The sequence below is a fragment of the Trinickia diaoshuihuensis genome, from assembly GCF_003390925.1.
Classification (GTDB): domain Bacteria; phylum Pseudomonadota; class Gammaproteobacteria; order Burkholderiales; family Burkholderiaceae; genus Trinickia; species Trinickia diaoshuihuensis.
Window position 1 is genome coordinate 53166 of record NZ_QUBS01000089.1, and the last position, 22561, is coordinate 75726.

At 64.9% G+C, this 22561-nt stretch carries 17 protein-coding genes; 16 read left to right on the top strand and 1 reads right to left on the bottom strand.

The window, feature by feature from the left end:
* The first annotated feature begins 30 nt into the window (after window positions 1-30).
* On the top strand, window positions 31-441 hold the full coding sequence (locus DXT59_RS27485; protein ID WP_116141260.1) for a hypothetical protein: 411 nt from the start codon (window positions 31-33) through the stop codon (window positions 439-441).
* Window positions 442-476: 35 nt separating this feature from the next.
* Here the strand turns inward: DXT59_RS27485 and DXT59_RS27490 are convergent, their stop codons facing one another.
* Window positions 477-650, bottom strand: coding sequence for a hypothetical protein (locus DXT59_RS27490; RefSeq protein ID WP_162878264.1), 174 nt, complete (start codon window positions 648-650; stop codon window positions 477-479).
* Between the two features lie 612 nt (window positions 651-1262).
* On the opposite strand from DXT59_RS27490, the gene DXT59_RS27495 reads away from it, so the two are divergent.
* The 15 genes from DXT59_RS27495 to tssJ all read left to right on the top strand — a co-directional run bounded on the left by DXT59_RS27495 (window position 1263) and on the right by tssJ (window position 22487).
* A complete protein-coding gene (locus DXT59_RS27495; RefSeq protein ID WP_116141264.1) occupies window positions 1263-1928 on the top strand; it encodes a response regulator transcription factor in 666 nt (221 codons plus the stop codon).
* A 183-nt stretch (window positions 1929-2111) separates the two neighbouring features.
* On the top strand, window positions 2112-5081 hold the full coding sequence (locus DXT59_RS27500) for an ATP-binding protein (protein ID WP_162878265.1): 2970 nt from the start codon (window positions 2112-2114) through the stop codon (window positions 5079-5081).
* A complete protein-coding gene (locus DXT59_RS27505) occupies window positions 5068-5466 on the top strand; it encodes a hypothetical protein (RefSeq protein ID WP_162878266.1) in 399 nt (132 codons plus the stop codon). Before DXT59_RS27500 ends, DXT59_RS27505 begins: the two co-directional genes overlap by 14 nt.
* A gap of 109 nt (window positions 5467-5575) precedes the next feature.
* A complete protein-coding gene (locus DXT59_RS27510; protein WP_116141270.1) occupies window positions 5576-9400 on the top strand; it encodes a PipA/GogA/GtgA family type III secretion system effector in 3825 nt (1274 codons plus the stop codon).
* Window positions 9401-9570: 170 nt separating this feature from the next.
* Entirely contained in the window at window positions 9571-10620 is a 1050-nt protein-coding gene (gene tssA, locus DXT59_RS27515; RefSeq protein WP_116141272.1) for a type VI secretion system protein TssA, read from the top strand.
* Between the two features lie 72 nt (window positions 10621-10692).
* On the top strand, window positions 10693-11250 hold the full coding sequence (gene tssB, locus DXT59_RS27520; protein ID WP_116141274.1) for a type VI secretion system contractile sheath small subunit: 558 nt from the start codon (window positions 10693-10695) through the stop codon (window positions 11248-11250).
* Between the two features lie 51 nt (window positions 11251-11301).
* Window positions 11302-12792, top strand: a complete 1491-nt coding sequence (tssC, locus tag DXT59_RS27525) for a type VI secretion system contractile sheath large subunit (protein WP_116141276.1) — start codon at window positions 11302-11304, stop codon at window positions 12790-12792.
* Between the two features lie 78 nt (window positions 12793-12870).
* Window positions 12871-13353: an Hcp family type VI secretion system effector gene (locus DXT59_RS27530; RefSeq protein ID WP_116141279.1), complete on the top strand. Its 483-nt coding sequence runs from the start codon at window positions 12871-12873 to the stop codon at window positions 13351-13353.
* A 66-nt stretch (window positions 13354-13419) separates the two neighbouring features.
* A complete protein-coding gene (gene tssE / locus DXT59_RS27535) occupies window positions 13420-13947 on the top strand; it encodes a type VI secretion system baseplate subunit TssE (RefSeq protein ID WP_116141281.1) in 528 nt (175 codons plus the stop codon).
* A complete protein-coding gene (gene tssF / locus DXT59_RS27540) occupies window positions 13944-15902 on the top strand; it encodes a type VI secretion system baseplate subunit TssF (protein WP_116141283.1) in 1959 nt (652 codons plus the stop codon). The genes tssE and tssF overlap by 4 nt, the downstream gene beginning before the upstream one ends.
* On the top strand, window positions 15887-16918 hold the full coding sequence (gene tssG / locus DXT59_RS27545) for a type VI secretion system baseplate subunit TssG (RefSeq protein WP_116141285.1): 1032 nt from the start codon (window positions 15887-15889) through the stop codon (window positions 16916-16918). Before tssF ends, tssG begins: the two co-directional genes overlap by 16 nt.
* Window positions 16915-19518 carry a type VI secretion system ATPase TssH gene (gene tssH, locus DXT59_RS27550; protein ID WP_116141288.1) on the top strand — a complete coding sequence of 868 codons (2604 nt, stop codon included), beginning with the start codon at window positions 16915-16917 and terminating at the stop codon, window positions 19516-19518. Before tssG ends, tssH begins: the two co-directional genes overlap by 4 nt.
* 24 nt (window positions 19519-19542) lie before the next feature.
* On the top strand, window positions 19543-19932 hold the full coding sequence (locus DXT59_RS27555; RefSeq protein WP_116141290.1) for a DUF4280 domain-containing protein: 390 nt from the start codon (window positions 19543-19545) through the stop codon (window positions 19930-19932).
* Window positions 19933-19953: 21 nt separating this feature from the next.
* Window positions 19954-21918 (top strand): type VI secretion system Vgr family protein, encoded by a 1965-nt coding sequence (locus DXT59_RS27560; protein ID WP_116141292.1) that lies wholly within the window; start codon window positions 19954-19956, stop codon window positions 21916-21918.
* On the top strand, window positions 21915-22487 hold the full coding sequence (gene tssJ / locus DXT59_RS27565) for a type VI secretion system lipoprotein TssJ (RefSeq protein ID WP_116141294.1): 573 nt from the start codon (window positions 21915-21917) through the stop codon (window positions 22485-22487). The genes DXT59_RS27560 and tssJ overlap by 4 nt, the downstream gene beginning before the upstream one ends.
* Window positions 22488-22561 lie beyond the last annotated feature (74 nt).

Here is a 22561-nt window from a genome sequence, read left to right on the forward strand (position 1 = left end):
CGCCCCCGTCCGATCATCGATGATGCTTGCATGGGCGCGATCGTCGGCGCCCGGAACATGCGGCGGTTGGGGCGTTGCGTCGGTGGTACGGCCGCGCGCGTGCTCTTGTGCCGCGCCCCGAACCCAATCCGAGTGAGCCGCCCGATGATGTCCACTGCGCGCGATCAGCGTCGTCCCCAGCCATCTGTCCGATTTCTCAACGCCCCGGTGCCCTTGCAGGCCCTTACCGGCGATCATTCGTCATTTCACGCACGCCTCACCGAGCTTGAACAAATGACGACTGATATCCGGGAACGCATGGCCCACGTCGAATCCGGGCTGCTCCATCTTGCAACGAAAAACGACGTGACGACACTCGAGTCGACGTTGTTGAAATGGTTTATCGGAACGGCCATCGCGTTGACGGGCTTGGTATTCGCGACCGCGAGATTGATGCCCTGACAAACGAAACAGGGCACTGCGCGCCGGCGCCGCGTTCATCGAACCGGCGGCGTTCCGCTCGACCGAACGTCCGGCGTATCGCGCACGGGCGCTTGATCCGGTTCGAGGTCCGTCTCGGGTAAGGTCTCCGGCGTGCGAGCCGGGGGCGTGCCGCGCGCGATATCCGGTTGCGAAGGCTGGTCCTTCCCGGATGGTGTCGATTCGCTCATACGCTGTGCCTCCATCCTTTTGCGCCAGGCCGTATCGGCCTCCGGCGTTCCATCACATGCCCGCAACGCTCGTGCCGCGCTGGGTCGCACTACCTATTCTTTCACTCATACCGCATCTCCTCGCGTTTGATTCATCGGTTCATGCTGTTTAGCGCGGGATGCTGAATTCGGAAATGCGATTTTTCCTATGGTTATTTGTTTTCGATCGTTGTCTGATAAGCACAGTTTCAGGTGATTGAGATTATGTCGATGAAATTTTAGGACCAAAGGAAGGTAATTTAAGAGGTTCCGCGTATTTCCGACAAAATGCATGTCGCTGAGCGTTGTTGGTGTGCCCCGCTTGGGCTAGAATCGAGCGAACCGCGCATCCGTATGCATGGGAGCCGCAGGATGGAGAGGCCGTGCGGTGCGGTAACGAGAATTTCGCGTCAATCCTAATTGATTGGAAACATTCCTGAAGAAAAACGCCGAGACATATCCTATGTGTCGTCAAGCGAATGGCGACTCGGTTAATCGTTCGATCTTGTGAATTAAATTCGCACCGCCCAATGACTTAATACATTAGAGCGGCGGTCCTTCACGTCGCAATGGCAATAGCGAGGATGAAAACGCATGACTCCCCGGCAAGTCTTATTGTTGTCCCGTCCCAGGCATCGAATTCGTATTGCAGTGCTCGATGACCATCCCATCGTCGCGCTCGGTGTCGCCACCTATCTGCGCGATCATGCGGACTTCGAACTCGTGGCGAACGTCTCGACGATCGACGACTTATTTACGGTCCTCGAACGCGGCGCGTGCGATGTCGCCCTCGTCGACTTTTACCTTCCCGGCGATCGTCTTGACGGCGCGACGTTCGTCAAGCGGCTGCGCATGGAGGCGCCTCCGATCGCTATCGTCGTGCTCTCCGCCGCGCGCGCGAGCGATGCCGAATGCGTATGTCATCGCTCGGGCGCCAATGCGTTTCTCGAAAAATCAACCCCGTTGCCGCTCATTGCGGAGGTGATACGCCACGCAGTCGCCTCGCCGCGCAAATTCTTCGTCACGCGCGAGGGGCGGGTCGAGGCGCTCGTCCCGCATGCGCGTGAGGACATGCTGTCCGCCGCCGAAATCGAGATTCTCCGGCACATTGCCGAAGGACTATCGGTGACGCAAACGGCCGCGCGGCTGCGGCGCAGCAAGAAGACGGTTAGTACGCACAAACGCAGTGCGATGCGCAAATTGCGCGTTGCCGACGACCTGGGCCTCGCGCTGTTTCTGAAAGAGAAGTTCCGGTATTGAAAGCAGGGGGCCGCGATGGGCATTGGCTTGCGTTTCCGGCGAGGTGTCGCGCGAATCGATATCCGATCGTCGCGGTTTGCTCGGCAAGCCGTCGGCTTGATGGCAGCGGTTTGTCTCTCGGGAGCGCTCGACGCCAAGCCAGCCGATTCTCGAGTTTGGCGAGTCGGCGCTTACGGTGGCGATATGAGCGCGCTCGACTATGTCGATCAAGCGGGTGTTAGGCGGGGGATCAACGCCGATGTCTTGCGCGCAATTGCTCGTGCTCGAGCGGTGCGGCTCGATTACCGGTCCGTATCGTCGGCCGGCGGGGCATGGGCCGCGCTGCGGACAGGCGAAATCGATGCCGTGCCCGTGGCGTGCGCCGATCCGGTGCCGACCGGCGCCGGCACGCTGACCGGTCCTTATGCGCGGTTGCCTCTCGGCGTGGTGCTCGTACGCGGGCGCGATCCCTTGCACGCGCTATCGGATCTGAACGGCAAGCGCGTCGTCGTTGCCGGCGGCGACTTGGGCGCCGCTACATTGAACGCGAAACTCGGCGGCATGGACGCCGAGCAATTGCCGAATCGTGCGCTCGCGCTCGAGGCGGTTGCGAGCGGGCGCGCCGATGCTTTCGTCGGTTTGCATGCGCTGAACGTCGAAGCCCTGGCCGCGCATGCGATCGGTACGCTCGAGCCGGTGGCGTTGCCCGATTCGCTCGCGATATGTCTCGCGTCGCGTACAGACGATGCGCCGATGCTCGCCCAGGCTCTCGCCGCCATCGCGCCGTCGACTTTCAACGAGATGGAAATCCAGCCGTTATCGGGTACGACGCCGCGTAGCCCCAGGGCCGCGCCGCTGCGCATGACCGATGTCGAGCGGGAGTGGGCGAGACGGCATCCCGTGGTGCGCGTAGGCGTGCAACGGCTCGGCCGTCCTTATGATTTCATCGACGATGAAGGCCGGTGGCAAGGATTCGGCGCGACGCTGCTCAAGCAGTTCGCACAGGCGGCCGGACTTCGATTCGAGACGGTGCTGCTCGACCCCGCGCATGAGCCGGCGCAGGCACTGCGTACCGGTGTCGTCGACGTCGTATCGTCGTTTCCGCTCGGCCCGGATGGGCGGGCGAGCACGCTCGCGACGACGCGTCCCTACGATAGTTTCCCATGGTCGTTCGTGCGCGCGGAGCCCGACGACCGGCGCGCGAACCGTATTGCGACAACGCCTTGGCGGATGCGCCGGGTCGTGCCGGAACCCGTGCTCGCCGGCGCCGAGCTCGTGCCGAGAACCACCGCGGCCGATGCGCTGCGCGCCGTGCTGGCCGGCAACGCCGATGCGGCGCTCGTGAATGCGATCGCGGCCGAGGAACTCGGCGATCGCTATGCGTCGCATAAGCTAACGATCGACCCGGCCACCGCGGGCGTCGAGCGCATCGGTTTCGCCGTCATGCCCGCCAATCGTCCGCTGGCGACGATGCTCGATCGCTATCTCGCCTCCTATAGCCCTCACGAGCTCGCCCGGTTGGCCAGTCGCGCGCGGCCGTTGACGATCGTTCTAGGTTACGAGAAGCGTGTGGTCATTGCGCTCGCATCGGGCGCCGCGGCAATCGCCCTGGCCGTCATCGGCTCGCTTGCTTGGGCTTACCGGCGCACGCAAGCGGCGCGCGCCGCGGCGGTCGCCGCGCGCACGGAGGCGATCGCCGCGCGCGAGCAGGCGCTGGCCGCCGACCGCGCGAAGTCGGCATTCGTTGCCATGATGAGTCATGAGATCCGCACGCCGATGAACGGCGTCGTCGGCGTGCTCGACGTGCTCGATACGATGCCGTTGCCCGACGAGCCGAGGCGTTATCTCGATATCGCGCAGCATCAAGCGCGATTGATGCTGCGCGTCGTGGACGATACGCTCGACTATCTCAAAATAGAGCAAGGCGCGTTGACGCTCGAGAGCGCGCCGTTCGACGTCTGTGCGCTCGTGGCCGCGGCGGCCGAGTTGCATGCGCCGCTGGCCGTGCGCAAGGGGCTTAGCTTGCATTTGGCGGTCATGCCGCACTTCGATCGGCATCTTGTCGGCGATGAGGTTCGCCTCAATCAGATCCTCACGAATTTGCTCAGTAACGCGATTCGATTCACGAGCCGAGGCCATGTCGTCCTAGAGGTGCGGCGCAAGACCGTGCGCGCCCGCCCGTGGCTCATCGTGTCGGTCCGCGATACCGGGGCCGGCATCTCGGAAGCCTATCGCGCGCGTTTATTCGCGCCGTTCACCCAGCAAGACAGCACCACGACGCGGCGCTACGGCGGTACGGGCCTCGGCTTGTCGATCGTGAAGCGGCTCGTCGATCTCATGGAAGGCACGATCGATATCGAGAGCCGGGTCGGCACGGGCACGCACGTGCGCGTCCGATTGCCGATTCGATGGGGCGGCGAGCTGCGCACGTGGCCCTGTCTCACCCCGGCGCGTGCGAGTTTGAGTATGCCGGTGCCGGCCATGCATCAGGCGATTCGCGCTTGCCTGGCCAAAATGGGTGTGCGATGCGTGGCGCTCGGGCGCGCGTGCGATATCGAGGTGTCGGTCGACCCGGCGGGCGCGGTCCTCGTGACGTCGCCAGATGGCCGGCAGCGTGCCGTGCGCTTCGTCGATGATTTCATGGCGGCTGTATCGGCAGGGATCCATCGGTCGAAGGCACCCGAGGGGGCGCCTTCCGCGCGCATCGAGGATCGGGCTTTGCCACGCTTCATCGGGGTAGGCGCGAGCAGCGCGGCCCCGGTCCCCGATGGTGCCGGCTTGCCCGCGATTGGCGGCGTACTCGTCATCGAAGACAACGACGTCAATCGGGACATCGTGGTGCGGCAACTGCGCGCGCTCGGCGTGAACGCCGTCGAGGCCGCCGACGGCATGCAAGGTCTCGAGTGCTGGCATCGTATTCGCCCCGCGATCGTGCTGCTCGATTGTCATATGCCGGGTATGGACGGCTATACGGTCGCGCGCAAGATTCGCGGCGCGCAAGGCGATCGTCTCCCGCGCACGACGATCGTCGCCATTAGTGCGAATGCGACGTCCGACGACGTAAGCGCATGCCGGGACGCTGGGATGGACGATTACTTGGCCAAGCCGATCACGCGCAACAAGCTTGCGGCGTTGCTGGAGAAATGGGTGGAGAACGTCGATGCCGATGTCTAACCGGCGCGCGAGCGAGACGCGCGAGTCGTACGAAGCCTGCTCGTTCGACTTATCGGAGTTGTCGATGTTGTATGGCGACGCGGGGTTGCGCACGCTGCTTGCGGTCGCGCTGGACGAATTCGACTGCCAGTGCCTGGCATTGGACACCGCGCTCGGCTCCGGGCAGTGGACGCCGGCCGCCCAGGCATTGCACCGGCTGACGGGCACGGCCGCGTTTTTTGTCAGCGACGAGGGTACGCTCGAGCCGCTCAGCCGCGCGGAACGTGCATTGCGTCTGGGCGACGCGTCGTTGATCGGTTTGGCCTTGCCTGCCGCTCGCTCGACGCTCGTGGCGCTCAGGCTGGCATTTGTCCGCGAACGCTGGGAGTCGCGCGCGGCAAGGTGATTGGCACGCGCCCGGTAACCCAGTCCGGGAATCTCGCTTGCAAGACGATGTCCCCCTGCTTTTGAAAGATCGTCGCACCTGTCACGAACTTTCAAAATGGAGAACAGGCATGGGGATCGCAATCATAGGGCCGGCGCACGGCATCGGTCGCAGCGATCCGTTCGATATCGCGCACGCGGATCCGGTGCTTTCCGGCATCGGCACGGTTGAGGCTGGCTCTACGCCGGCAATGGGCGCCGACATCGAATGGTCGGACCGTGATCCGACAAGCGCGCAAGAGCGCGCGCGGTATGACGCTATGCGTCCGGTCGAGCAGCGGCGACGGCGCGCTCTGACCGACGACCTCACGGTTCCGGCCGGCGCGGGCGTATCCTCGGCTCAGGTGGCCCCGGCCGTTGCCGATTCGTGCATGTCGAAAAGCGATGCCGCAGTGCTCGAGCGGCTCAACATCGCATTGTCGGCGTGGGTCGACGAAAGCAAGGCGCGGCCCTACGCGGACAGGCCCAGCGACTTGTTGCGGGCAGTGGCAAAGCATCGGCGCCGCGCCATCCCCGATGCGTTCACGACTACGCTCGATCCGTCACTGTTGGCCGATGAGGCGCTACTCGATGAGGCGGCTCTCCTATACGACAGATTGCGACGGCCGCAACCAGTGGATCGTCCGCCCGGAGAAGCGGTGCCGAGCGAACAGCACTGCGCGACGCTCTCCGGGCTGCGCGCCGGGTTCCTGACCGCGCTGCGTGTCGATTATCCGCTGCGCCGCGCGCTCGACGCGTTGTTCGCGCCCAGCGCGTCATACAGTCAAACCACGCCATATTTCGACGGCTTTGCGTTGCGCAATGCAAAGGGCAAATCGTTCGACGATCTCCTCGATCAGCAAGCGGTATGGGCCGCTCCCGCGCTGACCGCGTTCTCGCGGGCCGAGCGAAGCAAGCTGCTGGCGCGCAAGTTCGAGGAAATGGGCGAGTCGACGAGCTTTACGATCGGATCGGTGCCGCACTCGCTCGCCAGCGCGTTGTTGCGGATCGAGCGCTACAGACAGGGCGTGCCTGTAGCCCCCCGCCATCGCAACGAGGCGGAACTCGTCAGCGCCTTCTCGAAATGCGAAGGCGCGTGGAGCGAGGGCAATATCTATCCATTTCATCCGCGTCTGCTCTTCGCCGCGCATTTGGCGCGCTCGAGCGACTTCGAAGTGCTGTCGAACGAACAATTGGAGCTGCTCTACGAAAATCAGATCAACGATCGTGCGCTCGACTGCATGGCGAACGGCAATAGCCAGCCTGCGCAATGGCTCGCCCAATATCTGTCGGGTTGGGCGCCGCCCGGAAGGAGTTGGAAGGACGTCGAGCCGGCCCGCCGGGCGCACGCACTGCTCGGTTTGTTCGATACGCTGCGCGTGGCCGCCGATCATGATGGCCCGATATCGGACTTCGCGCGAACGGTCAAGCAGACCGGTGTGCTGAGGCCCAACCGTCTCGTCGGCGCCGATTTCGAGGCGCGTGCCGCCGTGGTCACCGAGTACGCCAATGAGCGATTGCTGCTCGCTTACGGGGCGCGACCGTCGTTCGATCGGCGCCGCACGGCCGTCACCGTTTTGAGCAAGGCGGGCCTGAGCGAGGAGGCGCTCTCCGAGGGGCGGCACTACGCCATTGCGGGCGACAATCCGAACGTGCTGAAGAATGCGTTCGGCAACGTGGTCGACGAGTTCCTCGATCGAGCGGACTGGGTGGGGCTAACCGGTAGCGTCATGACGTTGCCCGATGGCGTGCGGCTCAACCCGCGCGACGAATTGCAGCGGGAGGAACTCGCGTTCAACGCAAGGCTACCGGCGGACCCCTGGGTGGTCGCCGAGGCCAAGCAGCGTCTGCGCGCGCAATCGATGCCGGTCACGCCCGATACGGTGCGCCGCGTCGCGGACGAAATCGCGCGCACCGAGGCGGTTGAAACGGAGTCGCATCGGGCGCTCATGCGAGGGTTCGAGACGTGGATCAATACGGTCCCGGTCGTGGGCCCCATCTACAACATCGAAGAGGGCATACGCCATCGCGACGCGGCGCGAGCCGCGTTCGGTTTGCTCTTTCTCTGTGCCGACGTATTCGATGTGGGAACAGGGGCCGGCGGCGCACGTTCGGAGGCGGTGCATCCCGTCGTGCCGCGGCTGCGGCGTGCGCTCGGGCGCGTCGACGCCTCGCGGGTCAACGTCGCGGGGCATCATGAAATGATCGAGATGAGCGTCGATCCGGTGCACATTGCCCAGCCGGACGCCGATGTGCCCGAGCCGTTGCGCGCGTTGGCGCGCGAGGCGCGAGAAAACCGCAGCGTACGCTGGCGCAACTACGACGTGGTGCATCTGGACCTCGAAGATCGGATCGTTCCGGTCACCCGTGACGGCGAAGCGTTCTTCGAGGTGGATTGGCGAACGCGCCGACGGGTGACAGACGCCCCCGCCATCGAGGTCGACCCGCGCACGGGTAAGGGCTACGCTCCGGAAATTCATCCGCGGCTCGGAGAACCCTCGGCCGAGGGCAAATGGGCCCGAGAGCGTATGACGGTCAAGGACGTGTCCGCACTGCTCGAACGGGCCGACGACATGGCATTGCGCGACTTCGATCTGTGTTTTTCCGATTCGTTCGTCCTGCGCCCGCCCGCAGCCAACACGTCGCGTTTCGATGCGCGGGCGTTTTACCGCAAGCTCTATGAATCGAGCGGCACGTTCCGCCGTGTGTTCAATCGACACGCGGTGTTGGACGCGCACGCGAGCAACGCGACGACGGCTCCCTGGAAGAAATGGGAATTCGTGATCGGCGAGGCGGGACCGCTCGGTTCGCCGCGCAAGGCCTATACGGACTTCGGCCATAAACGCATCTACCTGCCGAACGATGCCGATATCGTGGCGATGCCGTATATGTCCGCCGCCGGCGTGCAAACGTTGACGCCCGAGCAGGCCTATTTGCACGAGATGGTCCACGCGCTGACGGGTGGGCGCGACCCCGAGCACGCCGCTGCTTTACGCAACCGCGGCCCCGTCGTTTATCTGACCGACAAGATCCTGAGCGAGGCGGGCTATCGGATTCCCGAGCAGGTCATGTATCGCCGCGTCAACGCGACCGACGATATGCCCGTGGATCAAACGGTCGAATTCAATGCGCAGCGGGCGGCGGGCTTGTCCGCGCGAGAAGACCGTTATCTGGACGCGCTCGTGGACGCTAGGCTCGGCGCCGTGACGGCCGATACGGTCGTGGAGGGGGAGCCGGTTTCGTCGCGCTTGACGGTTAAAGACGCCACGGCGGTGCTCGATCGGATCGAAGACGTCAAAGACGAGATATTCCTCTCGTGGAGCGCGTTCAAGGAAAAGTTCGACGACAATTTCGGCTTCTACGTGCAGGACCGGACGATGACCACCGAGCTTGGCTCGGACGCCGTCGTGATCATCGATTTCTACGGTCGGCTCTATCAGCGAAGCGTCACCTTTCGACGCATGTTCGACAAGATGCCCGTGACGGAGGCGTCGCGCGCCGACCCCTGGAAGTTCGTGCTCGAGGGCGATCTGGATTTTCAAGCGCTTTCGCCGGGCGGCCGCGTGCATGGCGTGGCCGAATCGACGAAGAAAATCTACGTACTCGACGACGGACTGCATTATCTGACGGAATCGGGCTTGCGGGAGGTCGAACTCGAACGCAAGCTCGCCTACCAGATGATTTGCGCGGTGACCGGATTGGGCAAGGTGCCCGCGCCGCTCGCGTCGACGAACCGCGGCGCCGCTGTCTACCTGACCGATCGAGTCTTGAAGGAGGCCGGGTTCAACTATCCGCGCCAACTCGTCTCCGCACTCGTGGGACCGGGCGATACGGCCGCCGAAGCGCAACTACTTGCGAGGCAGACGTCGGCTATGCGCAGCGCGTCGGTGGAAGATCGGTACCTGCAACTCGCTTAACGTCCGCTTCTCGGACGAAGTCTGAGAATTTTCAGGATGAGCGCCGGCGCGTTAAGGCCAACAATGGAGTCGTTGTTCGAAGCACGGCGGCATCTGCCGCTGATAAGCCACTGTCAACCGAGCCTTTCGTGGCGCGGCGTGCCTCGATCGTTTGCCCACACGATTCGACAATGACTCTCATCGATGTCCCGCTGTTGCTTGAGCCGGTCGATCCCGCATCGCCTTGCGGTCCCGACCTCGAATATTGCCCGGCGTACCTCGATGCGGCGCGTGCGCTCGAGGGCAGCCCCGACGTGCAGTACGGCAGTATGCACGTCGCCGCGACCGGTCCGGATTGGAAACGCGTCAAGGCGGCGGCACTCGATTTGATGTCCCGAAGCCGCGACTTGCGGCTCGCCGTCTGGCTGACGCGCTCGCTCGTCGCGCTCCATGGCGCGGCGGCGATTACCGAAGGGCTGACTCTAATCGAAGGGCTTCTCGCCCGGTATTGGGACACGCTGCATCCGCAACTCGATCGCGACGACGATCTCGATCCGACCGCGCGGATCAATACGTTGCTGTCGCTCGATGACAAGAGCGCATTCGTTCGTGCAATGAGACTGGCACCGCTGATCGTCTCCCCGCACCACGGGCCCGTGAGTTTGAACGATATCGAGCAAGCGGCGGCGCATTCGTCCGGCTCGCGCGATGCGGCCGAGGCACTTGATGCGAGTGGTGCACCGGACGCCTCGGCGATCGAACCGAAGGCCGTCGATGCCGCGTTCGCCGACGTCTCGATCGAGGACGTGATCGCCACGCACGACGCGCTGGGCGATGCGCGCGCGTGCTTGAAGCGGATCGATGCCGAACTGAACGCGCGCGCCGGACACCGCTCGACGGTGACGCTTGCCGCGCTCGAACAGGTCCTCATGCATGCGCAGCGCGCCGTGCAAGCACAGCTCGAGCGTCACCCCGGGCGGGCTGCGCTCGCGAACGCGGCGGCCGATTCGCCGGTGGCCCCATCGGCGTCGGCGGAGCCCGGCCGAATCGCCGATCGCGACGATGTCGTCCGCATGCTCGATCGGTTGTGCGCCTATTACGCAGCCGCCGAGCCGTCGAGTCCGGTTCCGATCCTATTGCAACGCGCGCGGATGCTCGTCGGGATGCGCTTTACCGATCTGGTGGCCGATTTGACGCCGGCCGGTATCGAGCAGGCGAAACACTGGGCGGGTTGCGCATAGTCGCAGGCGTGACCGCAGGCGTGATCGAGCCGCCGATTTTTGTTTGAGCGAATCAAAAGAGAGGTCGTTTGCATGTCTAACGAAAGCAGCCAAAAGTTCTTGGGGCGTACCCGCGCGCCGCGTGTGCAAATCGAATACGACGTCGAGGTTTATGGCGCGCAAAAGAAGGTGAATCTGCCCTTCGTCATGGGCGTGATGGCCGAGCTATCCGGTCAATCGACGCTGACGCAACCGCCCGTGGCCGAACGTCAGTTTCTGGAAATCGATAGCGAGAACTTCGACGAGCGCTTGAAGGCGATGAAGCCGCGCGTCGCGGCCATGATTCCGAACACGCTGACGGGCGAGGGGCAGCTCGGGATCGACCTCACCTTCGAGTCGATGGACGATTTTTCGCCGGCGGCGCTTGCGCGCCGCGTCGAACCGCTTCGGCGTTTGCTCGAAGCGCGCGGTCATCTGGCAAATCTGTTGACCTATATGGACGGCAAGGTGGACGCCGAGGCGCTCGTCGCGCACGTCTTGGCCGATCCCGCCTTGATGCGCACGCTTAGCACGCGCCCGAACGCCGGCGCTAGCGGCGAGACGGATGCTACCGCCACACCTGCCGATGCCGATGCGCAGACCGGCGCCTAATTCACGTATCGAGGAATAGTCACCATGTCAGAGCTTAGCCCTGCAACGCAGATGCAGCCGGCGGCGGCTAGCGGCGACGCTGCCGCGGCGGTCATCGAAAGCGACGATTTCGGCGCGCTGCTGCATAAGGCGTTCAAGCCGAGGACCGACGATGCCCAAGCGGCGGTCGCGCACGCCGTTCACACGCTCGCCGAGCAAGCGCTCGCCGATACGGCTTGCATTTCGCCCGACGTGACCGGCACGGTCGAAGCGCTGATCGCCGCCATCGATCGGAAGCTGACCGCGCAGATCAACGAGATCCTTCATTGCGCGGCGTTTCAGCGGGTGGAAAGCGCGTGGCGCGGCCTGCATTATCTCGTCAGCAACACGGAGACCGACGAGCAATTGAAATTGCGCGTCATGAACATCTCGAAGGAAGAGCTGTACAAAACGCTCAAGAAGTACAAAGGCTCGGCCTGGGACCAGAGCGCGCTCTTCAAGAAGCTATACGAAGAGGAGTACGGGCAGTTCGGCGGCCACCCCTTCGGCGCGATCGTGGCGGACTACTACTTCGACAATAGCGGCCCCGACGTCGATCTGCTCGCGCAAATGGCCAAGATCTGCGCGGCAGCCCATGCGCCGTTCATCGCCGGGGCATCGCCCGCCGTGATGCTGATGGAATCTTGGCAGGAACTCGCCAATCCGCGCGATATCGCCAAGCTTTTCCAAACACCGGAGCATGCGGCGTGGCGCGCGTTGCGCGAATCGGAAGACTCGCGCTATATCGGCCTCGCGCTGCCGCGCTTCTTGGCGCGCGCGCCCTATGGCGCCGGGAGCAATCCGGTCGATGCGTTCGCGTTCGAGGAAGACACGGCCGAAGGCGACAGCAGTCGCTATACATGGGCGAATGCGGCTTACGCGATGGCCGCGAACGTCAATCGCTCGTTCAAGGACTACGGCTGGTGCTCGCGCATTCGCGGCATCGAATCGGGCGGCGCCGTCCAAGGCTTGCCCGTGCATGTCTTTCCGACCGACGACGGTGGCCTCGACGCGAAATGTCCGACCGAGATCGGCATCAGCGATCGGCGCGAGGCGGAACTGTCCAAGGCCGGCTTTTTGCCGCTCGTGCATATGAAGCACTCGGGGATGGCCGCCTTCATCGGCGCGCAGTCGTTGCACAAAAGCGCGGAGTACGACGATCCCGAGGCAACCGCAAATGCGATGTTGGCCGCGCGCTTGCCCTACCTCTTCGCCTGCAGTCGCTTCGCGCATTACTTGAAGTGCATCGCTCGCGACAAGATCGGTTCGTTCAAGAGCAAGGACGAGATGCAGCGGTGGCTCTATCAGTGGGTCATGACCTACGTCGACGGCATGCCGAGCCACTCGTCCGAGGCGACCAAGGCCTCGAAGCCGCTCGCCGACGCATCCGTCGTCGTGGAGGAAGTCCCCGGCAGTCCGGGCTACTACACCTCGCGCTTTTATTTGAAGCCGCACTACCAGCTCGAAGGCTTGACCGTATCGCTGCGCCTCGTGAGCAAACTGCCCGTCGTCGGCGGACAGTGAATCTTTTCCGGACCCGTCGCTTCATGAGCAGCGAGTGCATGCGGCGCGGGAAGTTTTGAAGCATCGAAAGGAGTCCCAATGAGTTACGACAATATCGTCAAGACGATGAAGATGACCGGCATCGACGGTGAATCGCAAGTCGACGGCGCGAGCAATGAAATGGACGTTCTCAGTTTTTCGTTCGACGCCGCCATTCCGATGGAAGGGCGCGGACCGGGTTTGTCGGGCAGCGGCGCGGCTTACGTTTCGCCGGTCAGCGTCACCAAGATGGTGTGCGGATCGACGCCGAAGATCGAGGCGCAGTTCTACAGCGGAAAGCCGATTTCGACGGTGACGTTGAAGGACTACAAGGCCGACGGCGAAAACACGCCGAAGCCGTTCGTCGTCGTCACGCTGACCAACGCCCGTATCCATACGTACCACGCGGAAGGGACGAGCGAACATCTCGAACTGACGTTCGAGAAAATCGAGCGCGAGTATTTCTCGCAAAACACGGCGACGGGCGCGCTCGTGTCGAAGGGTAAGACCGGCTTCGACATCTTGACGAAGAAGGTCTCTTAAACCGACGCGGGAGAGCGGCGCCCGGCGCTGCTCTCCTCATCCGCGCTTGCAACGTTTCGCTTCCCCATGTCCGAACCGACGAGCCGAGATCGTCTGCAGCCCGCGCTGCTCGATCGATTGTCCGACGATGCGCCGCACGAGCGCACCGAGCCGCGCGAGCGGCGTGCGATGTCGTCGAAGCAGTTGCGCGCGAGCGTGCTGCGCGATTTATCGAGTTTGCTCAATGCGCACGCGTTATACGGGTGCGCGACACTCGCGGCTCATCCGTTGGCGGCGGCCTCGGTGCTCAATTACGGACTGCGCGACGTGACGGGCACGGTGCGCTCGAGTTTGAACGTCGGCGCCCTTGGGCGAGAAGTGGAACGAACGATCACTCGCTTCGAGCCTCGCATCGTTGCGGGGACCTTGCGCGTGCGCCCGCTCGAAAGCGGCGAGACCGGGGCGTCGGCGTCGGTCTGCTTCCTGGTCGAAGCCGATCTATGGGCGCAGCCTTATCCGGAGCGGCTCTACTTCAAGACGGAGCTCGATTTGGAGTCGGGGCAGGCGCGCATCATCGAAGGCGCCCCCGCGGGCTCATCGGTACCCATGTCATGAACGATACGCTGCTCGCATATTACGAGGAGGAATTGCGTCATTTGCGCGAGGTCGGCGGGGAATTCGCGCAAGCGTTTCCGAAGGTCGCCGCCCGCCTGGGCCTTGATGCATTCGAGTGCGCCGACCCGTATGTCGAGCGGCTGCTCGAGGGATTCAGCTTCCTCGCGGCCCGGGTCAGGATGCAACTGGACGCCCAATTTCCGCGATTCACGCAGCATCTCGCGGAGATGATCTATCCGGGACTGCTTGCCCCGACGCCTTCCATGGCCGTCGTGCAAATCGAGCCCGATCGCACGCATCCGGCGCTCGCGCGCGGCATTGCCGTGCCGCGCGGCACCGCTTTGTCGAGCGGGCTCGAGCGCGAAGGCACGACGCGTTGCGAGTACCGGACCGGCCACGCGTTGACGCTGCTGCCGCTTGGCCTTGCGCATGCGGACTATCGCGCGTTCGATTGCCTGCCGCATGGCTGGGCGCCTCGGCTCGACGGTGCGCCGAAGGCGGTCCTCACGCTGCACTTCGAATGGGGACCCGCCGCGCTCGACGTCATGCAGGCGAGCGGTCCTGTGCCGATCTACTTGCGCGGCAGCGAGGGGGTGGCCGAGTTGCTTCACGCGCGGATGACCGGCCATTGTTTGGCGGTGGGCTTGCGGGTCGAGGATGGCCGCAAGGGCCGGTATGTTTCGTTGTCGCCGCGTTGCGCGCGGGCCAAGGGCTTCGAGGACGCCGAAGCGCTGTTGCCCGCGGTGAGTTCGGCATACCGCGGATGCCGTTTGCTGCGCGAATACTTCGCGTTTCCGCAGCGATACGCTTTCGTCGAATTGGATTTCTTGAAGGAAGCGGCTCTCGCGCTACGCACAAGCGGCGTATCCGATCAAAGCGCGTTCGACCGGGTCTCGCTCGACCGGGTCGCGCTCGACGTCGTGTTCTTGCTCGACGCCTATGACGCGACATTGCAAACGAGCATCGACGCATCGAGCTTTGCGCTACATTGCACACCGGCCATTAACTTGTTCGAGCGGCGCGCCGACCGTATCGCCGTGGACGACCGGCGGTTCGAGCATCACGTCGTCGTCGATCGCACACGGCCGCTCGATTTCGAGGTCTACGCGATCGAGTCAATCGACGGCTATGTGGCCGGAGATGCCGCCCCGCGGCGATTCGCGCCGCTTTATCGGGCGCGCGATCCGGGCGAGGAAGCACGAGGACGGGCCTATTTCCAAATGCGGCGAGCGCCACGCCGGCTTTCGGCGAGCGAGCACGCGCGCGGGGCCCGCTCGCGCTATGCGGGCTCCGAGGTATTCGTCGCCATCGTGACGCCGGACGAAGCGCCGTATCCGGCCGATCTGAGACAGCTCGGGGCGAAGGTGCTATGTACCAATCGCGATTTGCCGTTGTCGATGCCGGTGGGCGTCGGCGTGACGGACTTCACGGGAGATAGCGGCTTACAGGCGGTCGAGCGCATCCGCTGTCTGGCCGGACCCACGCCCCCTTGCCCTGCGCTCGAAGCGCCGGAGGATGCATGGCGGTTGCTGGATATGCTCTCGGTCAGCCGGCTGCCGTTGCTTGCGAGCGTGAGCGAGCCGAGCGAGACCGCGGCGCGATCGTCGGGTCATGATGCAAGCGCATTGCGTCAATGGATGGCCGCCCTGTGTCCCGCCGACGATGCGGCAGGGCGCTATCAAATCTCCCTTTTGCAACAGGCGAGCGCGAGGGCGATCACGCGCCGTCTGCCGTTGCCTGGTCCGGTGTCCTACGGGCGAGGGCTCGAGATCACGCTGACGTTCGACGATCGCGCACCGGCCGGGGCACGGGCGTCGTTGCTTGGGGCCGTGCTGGCCGCGGCGCTGGCCGATTACATGCCGATCAATCAATTCGCTCAGACGGTCGTTCGCACGCCCGCGCAAGCCGTCGTGACCCGGTATCCGGCGAGGGTGGGGCAATGCGAGATTCTTTGACGCTCCTCGAAAGGCTGCTGCGCGACCCCAAGCAATTCCAATCGTTTCAGGCGTTGCGCCTTATCGAGTGCGCGCATCCGAGCGAAGCGCGCCTCGGGAGAGGGACGAAGGCCGCTCGCGAGCCGGTTCGCCTCGGCCATGACGCGCATTTGCGCTTCAGCTCGGCGCAGATCATGTCGTACGAGCCGCCCGGCGGTGCGGCGCGCGCGCGGCTCGCGTTGGATTTCGGGCTGCTCGGGCCGGACGGGCCGATGCCGCTGCATTTGACCGAATATGCGCTCGCTCGCTCGCTTCACCGGCAAGACCGCACCTTCGAGCGCTTTCTCGACGTGTTTCAGCACCGCATGTCGAGTTTGATGTATCGCGCTTGGGCCGACGCCCAACCGGTCATCGGTCTCGATCGCCCCGGCGACGACCGCTTTGCGCGCTATGTGAGCAGCGTGTGCGGACTCGGGCAGGCGGGCTCGGATGCGCCGGGGGCCGTCGAGCACGCTGCACGGCTCGGCGAGGCCGCGTTGCTCGGCGACCGGCGCCGCCATGCGTGCGGTCTTGCGACGCTCCTCTCGAACGAGTTCGGCGTGCCGGTGCGGATCGAGCCGTTCGTCGGGCAATGGCTGCCGTTACCTGAAACGGCGGGCGTAAGACTTGGCGCGCGCAATCGGGGCACGCTCGGCGCGGGATACCTCGTGGGGCGCCGGGTGTGGGATCGGCAGCAGAAATTCCGGGTCGTCGCCGGGCCGCTGAACGCAGATCAATGCGAACGGTTGCAGCCCGGTACGGTCCAGGCGCGCCGCATGGCGCGGTGGGTGCGTTTGTATGCGGGACCTACGTTCGAATTCGAACTGGAACTGAGACTCGCGCACGATGCCGCGCGCGCCACGCGGCTCGGGCCGACAACCCGGCTTGGCCGGCACACATGGCTCGGCGATGCAAGGGCGAACGCGGCGGCTCCCGCGCTGCGCTTCGGCGGCGACAAAGCATTCATTGGGACACTGAGTAAGGAACAAGCTTCATGACTGAACTGAGTCGCGCCGCGCTGTTCGGCAAATTGGGCGCGCCCGCCTATCGCGCCATCGAAAGCGGCACCGCCTTGGGCAAGGCACGGGGGCATGCGTACGTGGAATTGGCGCATTGGCTGTTGCAAATCGTTCGGCACGAGGATTCCGATCTACGCCGGATCGCCTCGTTTTTCGAGATCGACGCCGGTTTGCTCGCCGATGAGTTGGAGCGCTCGTTGGAGCGCTTGCCGCGTTGCGCCGGACAGCCGATCGACTTATCGAGCGACGTCATGGAGGCCGCGGAGCGCGGCTGGATCCATGCGTCGCTGAGGTACGGGGCTCAGCGGGTGCGCACGGGGCATTTGCTCGTCGGTATCGTCGGCGCACCGTCGCTGAAGCGGACGCTGACCGCATGCGCGCCCTCGCTGGCGCGGCTGGACGAGCACGCGTGCGTCCGAGCGCTCGAGCACATCGCGGCCGGCTCTCCCGAGGCGGCGGCCGGCGGGCATGATGCGGCCACGCCGGAGACTGACTCCGAGGCCCTTGAGCGCTATACAGTCGATCTGACCGCGCTCGCCAGGGAAGGCAAGCTCGACGCGGTGGTGGGGCGGAACGACGAAATTCGCCAGGTCATCGACATCTTGCTGCGGCGCCGGCAAAACAACCCGCTGCTGACCGGCGACGCGGGCGTGGGAAAAACGGCGATCGTCGAGGGGCTCGCGCAACGTATCGTCGCCGGTGAGGTGCCGCAGAGGCTGCGCGGCGTTTCGTTGCGCTCGCTGGATATCGGATTGCTTCAAGCCGGGGCCGGCGCAAAGGGCGAATTCGAAGCGCGCTTGCGCCGGGTCGTCGACGAAGTGCAGGCGGCGCAGCCGCCCGTGATTCTTTTTATCGACGAGGCGCATACGCTCGTCGGTGCGGGCGGGACCGCGGGCACCGGCGACGCGGCGAACCTGCTCAAGCCCGCGCTGGCGCGCGGTGCTTTGCGCACCATTGCGGCCACGACGTGGGCCGAATACAAGCGTCACATCGAAAAAGATCCGGCGCTCGCGCGGCGGTTTCAGCCCGTATCGGTCGCGGAGCCGAACGAGGCGCGCGCACTTGCGATGCTGCGCGCCGTGGCGCCCGCGATGGAGGCGCATCACGGTGTGCTGGTGCTCGAGGAAGCTTTGCATGCCGCGGTGACGCTCAGCCATCGGTATATCAACGATCGGCAGTTGCCCGACAAGGCGGTGAGTTTGCTCGATACCGTTTGCGCACGGGTTGCGGCCGGCCGCGATGCGGTACCGCCGCCGCTCGATGAGGCGCGCGAGCGAGTTGCAACGCTGGCGGCCGAGTACCGCGCGCTCGCTCGTGAGCGGGTGCTGGGCCGCGTCGAGCCGCTGTGCGTGGGGCAAGCGCAGCAAGCGCTGGCGGCCGAGCGCGAGAAAGCTGCCGCGCTGGAGCAGTGCTGGCACGAGCAAGCGCGTCAGGTTGCCGACGTCTTATCGCTGCGCGCGACGCTCATCGAGGAGGCCGGCGACGACGACCGCCGAGCCGCGCTCGCTCGCCTGGAGGGCGAGCTGCGAGAGCAGCAGGGAGAACTGCCGCTCGTCGCCGCGAGTGTGGACCGGCAAGCCGTGGCTTCGGTGGTGCAAGATTGGACCGGCGTTCCGGTGCGACGCATGCTTCGCGACGAACTCGATACCGTGCTCGGCTTAGCGGCGCGATTGAACGCGAGGATCGTCGGCCAGGCGCACGCGATCGAGCGTATCGCCCGGCGCGTGCGTACGGCGCGCGCCGGTTTGCAGCGGCCCGGGCGGCCGCTCGGCGTCTTCTTGCTCGCCGGACCATCGGGCGTGGGTAAGACCGAAACGGCGCAAGCCTTGGCCGAGGCGATCTACGGCGGCGAGCGCAACTTGATCACGTTCAACATGAGCGAGTATCAGGAAGCACATACCGTGTCCACGCTGAAAGGCGCGCCGCCCGGCTATGTCGGTTACGGCGAGGGCGGGGCGCTGACCGACGCGGTTCGCCGCAAGCCGTACTGCGTCGTGCTGCTGGACGAGATCGAAAAAGCCCACCGCGACGTTCATGCCTTGTTCTATCAAGTCTTCGACAAAGGCTGGATGGAGGACGGCCAGGGCCGCATCGTGGATTTCCGCAATACGCTGATCCTGCTCACGACGAATCTCGGCGACGCGTGCATCTTGCGCGCGTGGCACGACGCGCGCGGGGCCACGGCCGACGTACTCGATGCGTTGCGGGGCCCGCTGCGCGAAGCGCTGCTCACGGTCTTTCCCGCGGCACTGATCGCGCGGATGACGACGATCGCGTACATGCCGCTTTCCGACGACGCGATGCGCTCGATCGTGCGGGCGCAGCTCGAGCAAGTGTGCAAGCAGGTGCAGGCGGAGCATGCCGTGACGCTCGCGTATGACGAGGCGGTCGTGGCTGCCATCGTCGATCGATGCGCGGAGCGCGAAAGCGGTGCGCGCCTCGTCGACGCGACGATTGCCGATGCGGTTTTACCTGAAATCGGTCACGCGTTGCTGTGCGACCGCGCGGAACAACGCAAGCCTGCCCGAATGACGTTATTCGCCGATCGAGGTGAATTCGGCTGCCGCATCGAGGCTTGAGGCAACGCGAGTAAGGAACCCGATATGCCCCAACCCGTCGTTGCCGGCGCCGAATTGACTTGCACGTTCGGTGCCGCGCCTACCGCGCTGGTCGTATTGCCGCAAGCACGCGTTCTCATCGAGGGGCGCCCCGCCGCGACGATCATGGATCACGAGCCGCTCGTCAATATTCCGACCTTCGGGCTTTGCAGTTCGCCGGCGAATCCCGCCGTCGCAGCGGCGACGGCGGCGGCCATGGGCGTGCCGACCCCCGCGCCATGCATTCCCGAAACCGTTGCGCCTTGGCTGCCCGGGGCGCCGACCGTCTCAATCGGTGCGTTGCCGGCGCTGACTAACGCCAGCGTTTGTTTGTGCGCATTCGGTGGGAGCGTCGCGGTGGCATTCGGCGGCGCCGTGCGCACGTTGATGCCTTGAAGCGCGGGAGCGAGTGACTCGATGACCCTTCCACTCCAAGCGCCGCGCGCGGCGCGCGTGAAGACCGCACTGGCGGACGATACGCTCGTGTTGTCGGCGGCGAGCGGCGTCGATGCGCTCTCGCGCCCGTTCGAGATCCGCGCGACGCTGCTGAGCGATCGCGCGGATCTTGAAGCACGTGCGTTGCTCGGGACGAGATTGTCGATTTCGGTGGAATCGAGCGAACGCACGCGCGAATTCAACGGCATCGTTGCGGCGTTTTCGATCGTCGAGCCCGGCGTGGACGAAGGCCGGCGCGCGCTTTTTTGCTATGAGGCGATCGTCCGACCGAGCCTTTGGCTGCTCACGCTCGGACGACATTGCCGCTTCTTTCACGGGCGCACGGTGCTGGAGATCGTCGAGGCCGTGCTGGCCGGGTATCGCATCGATTACCGAAATGCCTGCGCCGCGCGCTACCCGAAACGCGATCATTGCGCGCAGTACAACGAGAGCGACTTCGACTTCGTGAGCCGCCTGCTCGAGCGTGACGGCATCTATTATTTTTTCGAGCATGAAAACGGCCGCGACCGCCTCGTGTTGGCCGATGCGCCGGGCGCGCCGGCTCACGTGGGAGCGATCCCGTACTCCGAAGTACGGATGGATGCATGGCCCGTTTCGGAATCGATCTACCGGTGGCGGTTCGAGCACCGTTTGGCGACGGGCACGGCCGAATTGACGGCGTTCGACTTCACCAACGCCAAAGCGAGCGCGCAGCAACAAGCGCTCGTCACGCGCGCATCGAGCGATGCCGGGGAGCGCCGTTACGTCGCCGCCGAGTACGAGATGCATTACCTCACGCAAGACGACGGGCGCCGCTTAGCGCAGGCGCGCATCGATGCGTTGCAGGCGGCGAGCGCATGCGCGACCGGTGCCGCGACAACGCCGGCCATCGCGCCGGGGCATCGTTTTACGCTCGCGGATCACCCTCGCGCCGATCAAAACGAAGACTATCTCGTCACCGAAGCGCAGTACCGCATTCGGGGCGGCGATTACGTGCCCGGGTGCGACGCCGCGAGGCGCCAGGAGCCCGTGTTCGATTGCACGTTCAAAGCGCTGCCGAGTCGCTATCCGTTCCGGCCGGAGCGCACGACGCCTCGCCCGCATGCGGGTCCGCAGAGCGCCAGTGTGGTCGCGCCGGAGGGCGATAGCATGAGCACCGCCGAGCACGGCTGCGTCAAGGTGCAGTTTCACTGGGAACAGCTCGACCCGCCGTCGGCCGGCCAACGCCTGCAACGCTGCTGGGTACGCGTGGCGCAAGGGTGGGCGGGCCGCAATTGGGGGATGGTCTTCATGCCGCGCGTGGGGCAGGAGGTCATCGTCGAATTTATCGACGGCGATCCGGATTGTCCCGTGATCGTCGGCGCGCTCTATAACAGCGCCAATCCGCCACCTTATGCGCTGCCCGCGCACGAGTCCATTTCGACGATACGCAGCGCATCGCTCGCCGGCGACGGAGAGCGTAGCGAGCTGCGCTTCGACGATAAAAATTTGCAACTGCTGCTTTATACGGGCGGGCGCGCCGACAGCTATGTGAAACGCGATTCGCTTAGTTGGGTGGGGGAGGACGCGCATGCGATCGTCGAGGGGCGGCAGCTCGTCAAGGTGGGCGCGCACGACCTGACGATCGGCGAAGAGCAGCGCGTGAAGGTCGGTGCAAGCGCGTCGCTCTCAGCGGGTATCGACATCGTGCAGGCCGCAGGCGTCAATTATTCCGCGCAGGGCGAGATCGTTCATATCAAGGGCGGTGCGAGCGTGGTCATCGAAGCGGGCGCGATGCTCACGCTCAAGTGCGGCGGCAGCTTCGTGACCATCACGCCCGCCGGCGTGCAAGTGAGCGGCCCCGTCGTCGGTTTGAACAGCGGCGGGGCGGCGGGCTCCGCGCCGGGCGCCTCGCCCCATGCGCCGAGCGCGCCTAAAAAGGCCGACGACGGCTCGGGTGCGCGATGAGACATGCTCGCATCGTCTTGCCGTGTCTCGGCGCACTGTGGCTCACGGCATGCGCTCACTGGCCGCGCGAACGATCGGACGACGCGGTGCGAGCGCGCTGGACGTTGAGCGCGTCCTCGTCCGTCAATCCCGGCGCGCAGGGGCAGAGCGCGCCGGTGCTCGTGCGCTTGTATGCGCTCGCTCAGCGCGATGCGTTCGATCAGGCCACGTTCTTCGAACTCTATGACCACGATCAGACCGTGCTTGGCCGGTCCGCGCTCGCGCGTAGCGTGATCGTCTTACGGCCGGGCGAACGGATTCGGCTCGACGAACCGCTCGATGCGCGCACCCGAGCGCTTGCGATCGTGGCGGCGTATCGACGCATCGATACCGCGCACTGGCGGGCGATCGTCGATGTGGATCCATCGGCGTCTCGCGACGTGGAACTCGCGGCCGTTTTCGCCGGCGATGGCGTCACGGTCAGGCGCGTGCCGCAAGCGCCTCCGGTCGATGACGACGGGCTCGTCGGACGGTTCGTCAAGCCGCTTTGGAAAAAACTGACGGACGCGATCGGCGCCGCACGCAAATGATGCGCGCATGCGACGAAGCGGCGGGCGCGTTCGATTCGATTGTCGAATCGGGTGTCACGTGCACGATTTTCGGG